A 12,607-nucleotide genomic window follows, 5' to 3' on the forward strand; every position below is an offset into this window, starting at 1 on the left:
ACCGTCGAGGTCTTCAACATCCGCTACTTCGGATGCCGTCTACCCGAAAACCGAATTGGTTCTCAGGCTCTACGCCGAGCGGATAGAGACGACAGCTATCGCTTCCACGCGCTCAGCACATCGCCAAGCTCCGCTATCGCCGGCTCCCTGATCGCCGACGGTGTCCGCGAGAAGCGCGGCGCGGGCGCCGGCTGCGTGACGCCATGGCGTTCGACGAACACCTTTCGCGCGGCCATGTGCGGATGGTTCGGGGCTTCCGCCATGGTCAGGATCGGCGCGAAGCAGATGTCGGTGCCTTCCATGATCTTGCACCACTCCTCGCGCGTCTTGCTCTTGAATATCTTGGTGAGCTTGTCTTTCAGCGCGGGCCAGGCCTTGCGGTCCATCTGGGCGTCGAACTCGGCGTCCGTGAGGCCGGCGTGCTTGCGCAACAGGGCGTAGAATTGCGGCTCGATCGAACCGATCGAAACGAAGTGGCCGCAGGCGCATTCGTAGACGCCGTAGAAATGCGCGCCGCCGTCGAGCATGTTCTGGTCGCGTCCCTCCACCCAGCGGCCGCTTGCGGCCAGGTCAAAGAACATCGACATCAGCGACGCCGCGCCGTCGCACATCGCGGTATCGACCACCTGGCCCTTGCCGGATTTCGATGCTTCCAAGAGCGCGGCTAGCACGCCGACCACGAGATAGAGCGCGCCGCCGCCGAAATCGCCGACGAGGTTGAGCGGTGGCACCGGCTTCTCTTTGGTGCCGATCGCGGCCAGCGCGCCGGTGATCGAGATGTAGTTGATATCGTGACCGGCGGCGTTCGCCAGCGGGCCGTCCTGGCCCCAGCCGGTCATGCGGCCGTAGACCAGCTTCGGGTTGCGCGCGAGCACGACGTCAGGCCCGAGGCCAAGCCGCTCCATCACGCCGGGACGAAAGCCCTCGATCAGCGCATCGGCATTAGCGAGGAGATCGAGCACCTGCGCGACCGCCGCCTTGTCCTTGAGGTCGAGTTCGACGACCTTGCGCCCGCGCGTGGAAACGCCCTTGAGATTCTTGCCGGCGCCGAGGCGGTCGAGGGTGATGACCTCGGCGCCCATATCTGCCAGCATCATGCAGGCGAATGGGCCGGGGCCGATGCCCGCGAATTCGACGATGCGGGTGCCGGCGAGCGGGCCGGAGGCGCGGACAGCGGATTGAGGGGCGGGTTTATCGAGCACGTTTCCATCCGTGTTTTAATTAGGCGATTAGCTAAATTGTCGGGCGATCTGCCTGGCCTTGCAAGCGCTTTTTCCGAAGACCTTGATCGAAAGGGGAACGGCGCGCATCACTGCGCGCCGTTGTCACAGGCGGAGGTAGGATGCTCCGGATCAGCCCGCCGCCGTCACCGCGCGCTGCGCCATCACCTTGATGAGGTTGGCGCGGTAGTCGGCGGAGCCGTGGATGTCGCTGAGCAGTCCGGCAGACGGAATTTGCACGCTGTCGAGCGCGGCTGCCGACCAGTTCGCCTTCAGCGCCGCTTCGATCGGGCCGACGCGCGTGACGCCGCTTTGCGACGCGCCGGTCGCGGCGACGCGGACCTCACCGTCCTTGGTCTTGGCGACGAACACGCCGGTCAACGCAAAGCGCGAGGCGGGGTGCGGGAATTTGGCGTAGCCCGCCTTGGCCGGAATCGGGAACGACACGGCCGTGATGATCTCGCCGTCTTCAAGGGCGGTACTGAACAGGCCCTGGAAGAAATCATCGGCTGCGATCGTGCGCTTGTTGGTCTTGATGGTGGCGCCGAGCGCCAGCACTGCGGCCGGGTAATCCGCGGCGGGATCGTTGTTGGCGAGCGAGCCGCCGATCGTGCCGCGATGGCGCACCGCGGGGTCGCCGATCAGCGAGGCGAGATAGGCGATTGCCGGGATCGCCTTTTGCGCCGCGCTGTTCTGCGCCACGTCACAATGCGGCGTCGCCGCCTTGATCGTCAGCGCGTCGGCCGTCGCGTCCACGCCGATCAATTCCTTGATCTTGCCGAGGTCGATGACGTCAGATGGCGAGGCCAGCCGCTGCTTCATCACGGGGATCAGCGTGTGACCGCCAGCGAGATATTTCGGCTCCTCACCTTTGGCGAACAGGGCAGCCGCTTCGTCGACCGATGAAGCGCGATGATAAATGGTCTCGTACATGGCTCACGCTCCTCGTTAACCGTGAATGGCATGCCAGACGCGATCGGGCGTCGCCGGCATTTCGAGCTTGTTGCTGCCGATCGCATCCGTGATCGCGTTGATCACGGCGGCAGACGCACCGATTGCGCCAGCCTCGCCGCAGCCTTTGACACCGAGCGGATTGCCCGGGCACAGCGTCGTGGTGTGCGAGATCTGGAACGACGGCAGGTCGTCGGCGCGCGGCATGGTGTAGTCCATGAAGGATGCCGTGACCGGCTGGCCGTTGCTGTCGTACACCGCGCTTTCGAGCAGCGCCTGGCCGATTCCCTGCGCGAGTCCGCCATGGACCTGGCCCGCGACGATCATCGGGTTGATCAGCCGGCCGAAATCATCCGCCGCCACGAAGTTGACGAATGAAGTCTTGCCGGTCGTGGGATCGACCTCGAGCTCGCAGATATAGGCGCCGGCCGGGAAGGTGAAGTTGGTCGGATCGTAGAACGCCGTCTCCTTCAATCCCGGCTCCATGCCATCAGGCAGATTGTGCGCGGTATAGGCGGCGAGCGCGACCATCGGCAGCGCGATCGACTTGTCGGTGCCGGTGACCTTGAACTCGCCATTCTCGATCACGATGTCGTTCTCGGAAGCCTCCAGCGCGTGCGCGGCGATCTTCTTGGCCTTGGCCTCGACCTTTTCCATCGCCTTCACGATGGCCGCGCCACCGACCGCGATCGAGCGCGAGCCGTAAGTGCCCATGCCGAACTGCACCTTGTCGGTATCGCCATGGACGATCGAGACCTGGCTGATCGGAACGCCCAGGCGGTCCGCGATGATCTGGCAGAACGTGGTCTCGTGACCCTGGCCGTGGCTGTGCGAGCCGGTGAGGATCTCGATCGTGCCGACCGGATTGACGCGCACCTCGGCCGATTCCCAGAGGCCGACGCCGGCGCCGAGGCTGCCGACCGCCTTTGACGGCGCAATGCCGCAGGCTTCGATATAGCAGGACACGCCGATGCCGCGCAGCTTGCCGTCCGCTTTCGCCTTCGCCTTGCGCGCCGGGAAGCCGGCATAGTCGATTGCCTTCATCGCCGCGTCGATCGAGGCATGGAAGTCGCCGGTGTCATAGGTCATGATCACCGGTGTCTCGTACGGGAACTGGGTGATGAAGTTCTTCTTCCGCAGTTCGGTCGGATCGACCTTCAACTGCCGCGCCGCGGTCTCCATCATCCGCTCGATCAGGTAGCTCGCCTCGGGACGGCCCGCGCCGCGATAGGCATCGACCGGCGTGGTGTTGGTATAGACGCCGATCACCTCCGCATAGATCGCCGGGATGACGTATTGTCCCGAGAGCAGCGTCGCATAGAGATAGGTCGGCACGGCCGAGGAGAACAGCGACATGTAGGCGCCGAAATTGGCGTGGGTCTTCACGCGGAGGCCGAGGATCTTGTTGTCCTTGTCGAACGCCAGTTCGGCCTTCGAGACATGGTCGCGGCCATGCGCATCGGTGAGGAAAGCTTCCGTGCGGTCGCCGGTCCACTTCACCGGGCGGCCGACTTTCTTGGAGGCCCACAGCGCCACCATCTCTTCGGGGTATATGTAGATCTTGGAGCCGAAGCCGCCGCCGACGTCGGGCGCGATCACGCGCAGCTTGTGCTCGGGCGCGATATTGTAGAAGGCCGACAGCACGAGACGGGCGACATGCGGGTTCTGCGAGGTCGTATAGAGCGTGAAATGCTCTTCGGCCGCGTCATAGTCCGCGATCGCCGAGCGTGGCTCCATCGCGTTCGGCACCAGGCGGTTGTTGGTGAGCTCAAGCGTCACCACATTCGCCGCCTTGTTGAAGGCGTCCTTCACCGCGGCCTCGTCACCGAGATGCCAGTCATAGACCACATTGCCCGAGGCCTCCGGGTGAAGCTGCGGCGCGCCCGGCTTGATCGCAGCCTTGATGTCAGAAACCGCCGGCAGCTCTTCATAATCGACCACCACGGCTTCCGCGGCGTCGCGCGCCTGGTTCTTGGTCTCGGCGATCACGACCGCGACCGCCTGGCCGACGAAGCGCACGGTCTCCGGCGCCATCGCCGGCCACGCGCCCATCTTCATCGGCGAGCCGTCCTTCGACGTGATGGCCCAGCCGCAAATGAGATTGCCGATTTTGTCGTCGACGAGCTCTTGGCCCGTGAGCACGGCGATCACGCCGGGCTTCTTCAGGGCCTCGCTCGAATCGATGCTCTTGACCTTGGCATGCGCGTGGGGGCTGCGGATGAACTGGGCATAGGTCATGCCCACCAGTTTGATGTCGTCGACGTAACGGCCTTTGCCTGTGATGAAACGGCGGTCTTCCTTGCGGACGACGCTTGCGCCAATGCCTTCGATGCCCATTGTGAATCCTCCCGACCGGAGATGTGATGTCCCGCCGCTTCCATCGAAGCCCGGCGGCGTTTGACGAGATGTGGCGGGCGGCGGCTATTCCGCCGCTTGCGCGACCTTCATGCGCCCGGCGGCGTCCAGCACCGCCTTGACGATGTTGTGGTAGCCGGTGCAGCGGCAGATATTGCCTTCCAGCTCGTGGCGGACGGTGGTCTCGTCGAGCTCGCCGCCATAGCGGTGCACGATATCGATCGCCGACATGATCATGCCCGGCGTGCAGTAGCCGCACTGCAGGCCGTGATTGTCGCGGAACGCCGCCTGCATCGGGTGCAATTCGTCGCCCTTGGCGATGCCTTCGATGGTGGTGACGTTCGAACCCGCCGCCTGGCCCGCCAGCACGGTGCAGGATTTCACCGCCCGCCCGTCAATATGGACCACACAGGCGCCGCACTGGCTGGTATCGCAGCCGACATGGGTGCCGGTCAGGTTCAGGTTTTCGCGCAGGAGATGGACGAGGAGGGTTCGGTCCTCGACGTCGACGGATACCGCTTTGCCGTTCACCGTCAGCTTGACTGTAGACACGCGTCGTTCCTCCGGATGCTTTTAATTATTCCAATTAGAAACAGCGGCGAGGAACTTGGCAACTAGGATTTTGCCTACCTTTGTCACGGCCATGACATCGGCGAGGACGAGGAGCTGCGCCTCCCGGCGGGGTACTCCACAACCTCTCCGAAATGTCTGCTGAATTTACTAGCTCTTATCGATTCTGCCTTAGCTTTGCGCGTCGGGTCTGGGCAATGATTTCCGGACGCCGCTTGTTTTCAGAATGAAGACGGGGGTTGGGGTGGGACTGCTGGGGCGTGCGGGGTCGCGAATGCCGACCCTTCGATTTCGTGCGAAAATCATCCTGGGCTTTGCTGCGGTGCTGGCGATTACCGCAGCCAGCATGGGCTTTGCCTATCTCGGTTTTGAACGTATCTCCGCAGGCGTCGCCGCCTACCGTGCGAGCGTCCGGGAGGCCGATCTGGCGCGCAATATCGACCGCGAGCTGATCTCCTACCGTTCGCTGGCGCGCTACTATGTGGCGACCGGCAAGGAGGAGGACGGCAAGGCGGCGCTCGCGGCCGAGGCCAGCCTCAAAGAGGCCATCCTCCAGGCGATGAAAGGTACCACCGACCCCGCGCGGGTCGAGCAGGTGACAAAGCTCGAGCGGGAGTTCCGCGCCTTCACCAAGATCTTTGCCGAAATCCTCAAGGTCAAGGGAGAGAGCGGGCTGCTCGCGCAGAATCAGCTCGCCCGCGGCGGCAACTCGCTGCGCTACAAGCTCGACGATCTCGCCTCCAACGCGGCCGAAGCCGGCCTGTCCGCCGTCGAGATGGGCGCCAAGCAGGTCGGCTCGCAATTCCAGCAGGCGAGCGCGCTCGTCAATACCTTCGTGGTCAATTCCGACAAGATCACCGCAACCAGCGGGCTGGCTCGGCTGAAATTCGTCGAGAACTCGCTGAAGGCGGTCTCTTCGACCGACGAGAAGGTCGTCGCTGCGCTCAAAGAGCTGACCAAGATGCTCGATGAATATCGGGAGGCGCTCTCGAAGCTGATTGAGAACGCGAAATCGATCGACGAGCTGACCCTCGAGATGACGGAATCCGCGGCCGCCATCAATCAGGGCTCCGGCGTGATGAAATCGGACCTGCTTGCCGACCAGAAGCGCATGGAAACCGAGTCGGACGCCGCGATCGGCGCGACCGAGCGGTTCATTCTGATGCTCGCCGCCGGCGGCTTCGTGCTCGGCGCCGTTCTCGCCTTCCTGCTCGGAACCGGCATTTCGCGCCCGATCCGGGCGATGTGCGCCGCAATGCGCGAGCTTGCGGCCGGCAATTTCGACGTTGTGCTGCCGGGGCTCGGCCGCAAGGACGAAGTCGGCGAGATGGCCGGCGCGGTGGAGGAATTCAAGCTCCAGGCGATCGCCAAGGCCGAGCGCGACGCCGCAAGCCAGGAGGCGCAGAACAAGGCGAGCGCCGCGGCACGCCGCACCGAATTGATCCGCTTCGCCGACGAGTTCGAGACGGCGGTCGGCTCGATCGTCGCCAATGTCTCGGCCTCGGCGGTGCAGCTCGAGACCGCGGCGGGCACGCTGACGCGGACCGCTGAGACCACGCAGAACCTTTCAAGCCAGGTGGCGGGTGCCTCCGAGGAGGCGTCCAGCAACATGCAGTCGGTGGCTTCCGCTACTGAAGAATTGTCGGCTTCCGTGGACGAGATCGGACGCCGCGTGAAAGAGTCCAGCCGGATCGCCGATGCTGCGGTGCGTCAGGCCGAGCAGACCGACGCCCGCATCGGCAAGCTCTCGCTCGCGGCGCAACAGATCGGCGACGTGGTCAAGCTGATCACCGCGATCGCCGAGCAGACCAACCTCTTGGCGCTGAACGCGACGATCGAAGCCGCACGCGCCGGCGATGCCGGCCGCGGCTTCGCGGTGGTCGCCTCCGAGGTGAAATCGCTCGCCAGCCAGACCGCGCGGGCGACCGAGGAGATTTCCAGTCACATCGCGGGCATGCAGTCGGCGACGCAAGAGTCGGTTGCCGCCATCAAGGAGATCGGCGGCACCATCGGTCAGATCTCGGAGATCGCCGCCAACATCGCCGGCGCAGTCGAGCAGCAGAGCACGGCGACGCAGGAGATCGCCCGTAGCGTGCAGAATGTCGCGCAGGGCACGCAGGAAGCCGCCACCAGCGTCACCCTCGTCAACCGGGGCGCCACCGAGACCGGCTCGGCGTCGGAGGAGGTGCTGAACTCGGCGCGCTCGCTATCGTCCGAAAGCACGCGCCTGCGCGACGAGCTCGACCGCTTCATGGCGAACATCCGCGCGGCGTAGCTCCGTCGTCCCGGGCTTGACCCGGGACCCATAACACAGGCGTTTGTGGTGTGCTCCGCTGCAACTGCTTGCGCGCGCCATAACAGCTTCCGGTGGTTATGGTCCCCGCCTTCGCGGAGACGACAACGGGGCACCCGTTCACTCCCTCCCGAACTGGTGCTTCAGCTCCACCTTCGCGCGTTCTAATCGCGCGCGCTGCGCCTGCGGCAGCGTCTTGCCGGCGCGGTTGATGTAGAAGGTCAGCATCGATAGCGCCGAGCGGTAGGCGCCGGCCTTGCGGCGCTTGCTTCCCTCGGCGGAGCGCTTCAGTGAAGCGGCGATCTTCTTCGCGCTGGTCTGCTTGAACACGCCGCGGTCGAGATCGAGTGCGTCGCTCCGCTGCGTCACGCGTTGCGACCAGCGCCGCGATGACGTCTTGCGCGTAGCGGTCTTTCGCCGCGCGGCGGGTTTTCTTGTGACGCCCTTTCGTGCCGTGGTTTTTCGTGCGCTGGTCTTGCGACGTGGTGCCATTGCAAGCTCCTTTTTCAGGTAGCAACATCTGCAGTTGCGTCCGGGTTCCTATGTCGCGATGCGGGAACCAGGTCGCTTGGCGGACGTTATCGTGCGTGGCGGCGGGCATCTGTTTGCCGCAAATTTTTGGGATGAGCACCTTGGGGCAAGCTGCGTTCCGGGGTGCTTTCTCGTTGGTTCCGTGATGGATTTGCAGCCGATCCAGCCCAGTCCCGCAACTGCTTCTGCACTCCGTGACGCTGACGCGCCGCAGCCGCAGGATCATGACCGCATTATCGAGACCTCCATCCCCGTGCGTCTCGACAATCTCTATTGGAGCGGCTTTCACACCCGCGTGGTGCTCGCGCTCGGGATCACCTGGATCCTCGACGGGCTCGAGGTCACGCTCGCCGGCGCGTTGTCGGGAGCGCTCAAGGAGAGTCCGACGCTGCAATTCTCCAACTTCGATGTCGGCTTCGCCAACAGCGCCTATCTTGCCGGCGCCGTGCTGGGTGCGATCGGCTTCGGCTGGCTCACCGACCGCATTGGCCGCAAGAAATTGTTCTTCATCACGCTCGCGGTTTATCTCAGCGCCACCGCCGCGACCGCGCTGTCGTGGAATGTCGCAAGCTACGCGCTGTTTCGCTTCCTGACCGGTGCCGGCATCGGCGGCGAGTATACCGCGATCAATTCGACCATCCAGGAACTGGTGCCGGCGCGCTATCGCGGCTGGACCGATCTTGTCATCAACGGCAGCTTCTGGATTGGCGCCGCAATCGGCGCCGTCAGCGCCATCGTCCTGCTCGATCCCGCCGTGATCAATCCCGAACTCGGCTGGCGGCTTGCCTATTTCACCGGCGCCTGTCTTGGCCTCGTCGTGTTCGTGATGCGGATGTGGATTCCGGAAAGCCCGCGCTGGCTGATGATCCACGGCCGTCCCGACGAGGCGCATCGGATCGTCGACGACATCGAGCGCTCCGTGACCGGCCATGTCGAGGCGCACTCGCAGGAACTGCCGAAGATCAAGCTGCGGATGCGCGACCACACGCCGCTGCGTGAAGTGGCGCATACGTTGCTTGTTACCTATCGCCAGCGCGCGCTGGTCGGGCTCGTGCTGATGAGCGCGCAGGCGTTCTTCTACAACGCGATCTTCTTCACTTTCGCGCTGATCCTGACCGACTTCTTCGGCATCCCCGCCAGCCATGTCGGCTGGTACATCCTGCCGTTCGCCGCCGGCAACTTCCTGGGGCCGCTGGTGCTCGGTCGCCTGTTCGATACGCTGGGACGCCGCACCATGATCACGCTGACCTACGGCGTGTCGGGCGTGCTGCTGGCGCTCTCGGGCTATCTGTTCTCGATCGGCGCGCTGAGCGCGCAAGGACAGACCATTGCCTGGATGGTGATCTTCTTCTTTGCCTCGCCCGCCGCGAGCGCCGCTTATCTCACCGTGAGCGAGACGTTCCCGCTCGAGGTGCGGGCGCTCGCGATTGCGCTGTTCTACGCGATCGGCACAGGGATCGGCGGCGTGATCGGACCTGCATTGTTCGGCGCGCTGATCGATACCGGATCGCGCAATTCCGTCTTTGCCGGCTACCTCCTGGGGTCGGCGCTCATGATCTTCGCGGCCTTGGTCGCGTGGCGCTACGCCGTCGCCGCCGAGCGAAAATCGCTCGAATCTGTCGCGCGGCCGCTTGCTGTTGTGGAGTAGAATGACATGACTGAGGAACTGGCTGACATGCCGCTGGACGAAGACTTTTCGCCGGAAGACGAAGCATCGCCGGAAACCGTGCCGGTGCCGAGCGCGCTGGTCGGGCATCTGAGCGAGACCGCTGTCCTGCTCGACGTCGACGGCACCTTGCTCGACTTCGCGCCGACGCCGCGCGAGGTCTGGGTGCCGCCCGGGTTGGCGAAAACGCTTCATCGCCTGCTCGAGCGCACCAATGGCGCGCTGGCGCTGGTCAGCGGCCGTTCGGTGAACGATCTTGACCTGATTTTTGCCCCCGATGTCTTCCCTGCGGTCGGCGGTCATGGCGCGGAGATGCGGCTCGATCCGCAAGGCGATGGAGAAGCAGGCCCCGCGCTGCAGCTCGACAAGGAGCTGAAGCGCCGTCTGGCCGCCATCGCCAGATTGAGCCCGGGCATTCTGCTTGAGGACAAGGGCTATTCGCTCGCGTTGCACTATCGCCTTGCGCCGCATGCCGAGAGGGCGATCTATGAGGCGGTGTCGCTGATCCGCGCCGATCTGCCCGATGCGCCGATCGAGGTGCTGCCGGGCAAGCAGGTCTGCGAAATCAAGCTCGCGGGCTTCACCAAGGCCACCGGCGTGCGCGAATTGATGAAGCATCCGCCGTTCAAGGGCCGCAAGCCGTTCTTCATCGGCGATGACGTCACGGACGAGACGGTATTTGCGATCATGCCCGAGCTCGAAGGGCTCGCTTTCTCGGTCGGCCGTCGTGCCAAGGGAGTGGCCGGTCATTTCGATGCGCCGAGCGACGTGCGCGAATTCCTTGCGCATCTGCTCGACGACGAGCGCGAAATCGCCGCGCCTTAGCCGAAACGTCAACCGCAAATTGGCGCGGAATAACCGCAGTTCCTGCTGTGGGCGGCCGCCTGCTCGCGAAAAATTTTCCTTTTGTGAGTTGACGCCCCGGTTCCATGCGGGCCTGCCTGAATTTGGTTTCAATTCGGAGAAAGCGTGGCCAGGAACCATATTGATGAATGGTTGTTAATACGCGAATGCCCAACGGGAGGGGACCATTTGAACCTCGTTGTCGTGTCGAACCGCGTAGCGCGTGGAAAACCCAATGAACCCATGACCGGCGGCCTCGCCGCCGCTCTTTTGCCTGTCGTCGAGAAGTCGGGCGCGATCTGGGTCGGCTCCAGCGGCCGTGTCCGCGATGGGAACCAGAAGGAACCTTTCGCGGAGGTGGAAGCGCTCGGCGCCGGTGCGCTGGCGATGCTCGATCTTCCGGCCGCGCATTACGGCGGCTACTACGAAGGCTTTGCCAACTCCGCGCTGTGGCCGGCGCTGCATTCGCGCGCCGACCTGATCCGCGCCTCGGAGGAGGATTATGCCAGCTATCGCGAGGTGAACGCCTTCATGGCGCGCGCTCTGCTGCGCTTCCGCAAGGACGATTCGGTGTTCTGGATTCAGGACTACCATTTCCTCGCGCTCGGCGCGGAGCTGCGCGATCTCGGCATCGACAAGCCGATCGGCTTCTTCCTGCACACGCCGTGGCCGGCGCGCGCGGTGATCGAGGGCGTGCCGCATCATCGCGAGCTGATCGAGGCGATGCTTGCCTATGATCTCATCGGCTTCCAGACCGAGGAGGATTGCGAGAATTTCCTCGGTTATGTCGAAGCCGATCTCGGCCTCGTGGTGCGCGATGGCAGCGTGACCTCGCGCTATGGACGCAGCCGCGCCGCCGTCTTCCCGATCGGCATCGATCCGGAGAAATTCGCGCAGCAGGCGACCAAGGCGACGACCCATCCGGACGTCTCGCGCTTGCGACGCAGTCTCAACGGCGAGCGGCTGGCGATCGGCGTCGACCGGCTCGACTATTCGAAGGGCCTGATCAACCGCATCAAGGCCTTCGACCGGATGTGGACGATGCATCCCTCGCTGAAGCGCACGATCTCGCTGCTGCAGATCGCGACTCCTTCGCGCGGCGGCATCGAGGCCTACGGCAATCTGCAGAGCGAGGTGGCAAAGCTCGTCACCGACGTCAACGGCATCCATGGCGAGGTCGACTGGACGCCGATCCGCTACCTCAACAAGGGATTCAGCCAGGCGGTGCTCGCCGGCCTCTACCGCACGGCGCAGGTCGGCGTGGTGACGCCGCTGCAAGACGGCATGAACCTCGTCGCCAAGGAATATGTCGCCGCCCAGAACCCGGCCGATCCCGGCGTGCTGGTGCTGTCGAAATTCGCCGGCGCCGCCAACGAACTCGAGGCCGCCCTCATCGTCAACCCGCACGACGTCGACGGCATGGCGCGCACCATTGCCACCGCGCTGTCGATGCCGCTCGCCGAACGGCGGCTGCGCTGGGAATCGATGATGGACAAGATCTGCACCCATACGATTCAGCAGTGGTTCGCCGATTTCGTTGAGGCGCTGCAGGACACCGGCGACGAACAACCCGAGCGTTCGCCGCCCTTGGCCGAAGCCACGCACTGGCCCTATCGCAGCGCGCGCATTCATTAGCCGCTTACCACCACGCCTCCGTCGTCCCGGCGCAAGCCGGGATGACGGGGAACGTTTCTGATTCAAGATGTAAAACAGCTCTCCGCTGTCATCGTCCGGCTTGACCGGACGATCCGGTATTCCTGCGCGATGGTTTACGGCTTCCTTCGCGCTCTCCCCGGTGACCGGCCGGTGAGCGGGCTTTCTTGCCACCGTCACTTCGTAAGAAGCTTAGCGCCAGCGTCGGGGCGCCAGGACCACCCGACTTCGCCGTCCGCGACGCGCGTGCTCGTCAGTCACACGCGTCACGTCCACCGCATCTCACCGCAACGTTCGTGACGATCGCGAGCCGCCCCCCATCTGCCGTGAGACGCGCGAAGTTAAATCACTGATTTGCCCGACGGCGGAAGCGGAATGTTTTTCGCGCGAAGGCTGGACGAGGCAAATCACGTTGGAAACGCTTGCATAATTCGCCTCGCCGCGCATGCGATCTTAGACCCTCATGGTGAGGAGCGCGTTTTCGCGCGTCTCGAACCATGAGGCCCGAGTCCCGCCGGGGTCCAT

At 64.3% G+C, this 12,607-nt stretch carries 9 protein-coding genes; 4 read left to right on the forward strand and 5 right to left on the reverse strand.

What is annotated here, in order from left to right; translation table 11 throughout:
- Window positions 1-95 precede the first annotated feature (95 nt).
- From ACZXDY_RS36390 to ACZXDY_RS36405, 4 genes are all read right to left on the reverse strand, one after another.
- Window positions 96-1,202: a CaiB/BaiF CoA transferase family protein gene (locus tag ACZXDY_RS36390; protein WP_464348854.1), complete on the reverse strand. Its 1,107-nt coding sequence runs from the start codon at window positions 1,200-1,202 to the stop codon at window positions 96-98.
- Between the two features lie 150 nt (window positions 1,203-1,352).
- Window positions 1,353-2,153, reverse strand: a complete 801-nt coding sequence (locus tag ACZXDY_RS36395) for an FAD binding domain-containing protein (RefSeq protein WP_464348855.1) — start codon at window positions 2,151-2,153, stop codon at window positions 1,353-1,355.
- Between the two features lie 15 nt (window positions 2,154-2,168).
- Complete coding sequence (locus ACZXDY_RS36400; RefSeq protein ID WP_464348856.1) at window positions 2,169-4,508, reverse strand: xanthine dehydrogenase family protein molybdopterin-binding subunit; 2,340 nt, start codon at window positions 4,506-4,508, stop codon at window positions 2,169-2,171.
- Window positions 4,509-4,592: 84 nt separating this feature from the next.
- Window positions 4,593-5,078, reverse strand: a complete 486-nt coding sequence (locus ACZXDY_RS36405; RefSeq protein ID WP_028162342.1) for a (2Fe-2S)-binding protein — start codon at window positions 5,076-5,078, stop codon at window positions 4,593-4,595.
- Between the two features lie 244 nt (window positions 5,079-5,322).
- On the opposite strand from ACZXDY_RS36405, the gene ACZXDY_RS36410 reads away from it, so the two are divergent.
- Complete coding sequence (locus ACZXDY_RS36410; protein ID WP_464348857.1) at window positions 5,323-7,371, forward strand: methyl-accepting chemotaxis protein; 2,049 nt, start codon at window positions 5,323-5,325, stop codon at window positions 7,369-7,371.
- Between the two features lie 138 nt (window positions 7,372-7,509).
- Here ACZXDY_RS36410 and ACZXDY_RS36415 read toward each other — a convergent pair whose 3' ends face one another.
- The gene (locus ACZXDY_RS36415) at window positions 7,510-7,881 is read right to left on the reverse strand and encodes a DUF3175 domain-containing protein (protein WP_464348858.1); all 372 of its coding nucleotides are present in this window, start codon (window positions 7,879-7,881) and stop codon (window positions 7,510-7,512) included.
- 184 nt (window positions 7,882-8,065) lie between these two features.
- Here ACZXDY_RS36415 and ACZXDY_RS36420 point away from each other — a divergent pair, with 184 nt between their 5' ends.
- The 3 genes from ACZXDY_RS36420 to otsA all read left to right on the forward strand — a co-directional run bounded on the left by ACZXDY_RS36420 (window position 8,066) and on the right by otsA (window position 12,064).
- Window positions 8,066-9,568 (forward strand): MFS transporter, encoded by a 1,503-nt coding sequence (locus ACZXDY_RS36420; RefSeq protein WP_464348859.1) that lies wholly within the window; start codon window positions 8,066-8,068, stop codon window positions 9,566-9,568.
- Window positions 9,569-9,574: 6 nt separating this feature from the next.
- A complete protein-coding gene (gene otsB / locus ACZXDY_RS36425) occupies window positions 9,575-10,411 on the forward strand; it encodes a trehalose-phosphatase (RefSeq protein ID WP_028162338.1) in 837 nt (278 codons plus the stop codon).
- 207 nt (window positions 10,412-10,618) lie between these two features.
- Complete coding sequence (gene otsA / locus ACZXDY_RS36430) at window positions 10,619-12,064, forward strand: alpha,alpha-trehalose-phosphate synthase (UDP-forming) (protein WP_028162337.1); 1,446 nt, start codon at window positions 10,619-10,621, stop codon at window positions 12,062-12,064.
- Window positions 12,065-12,607 lie beyond the last annotated feature (543 nt).

The sequence above is a fragment of the Bradyrhizobium sp. LeoB3 genome, assembly GCF_055456055.1.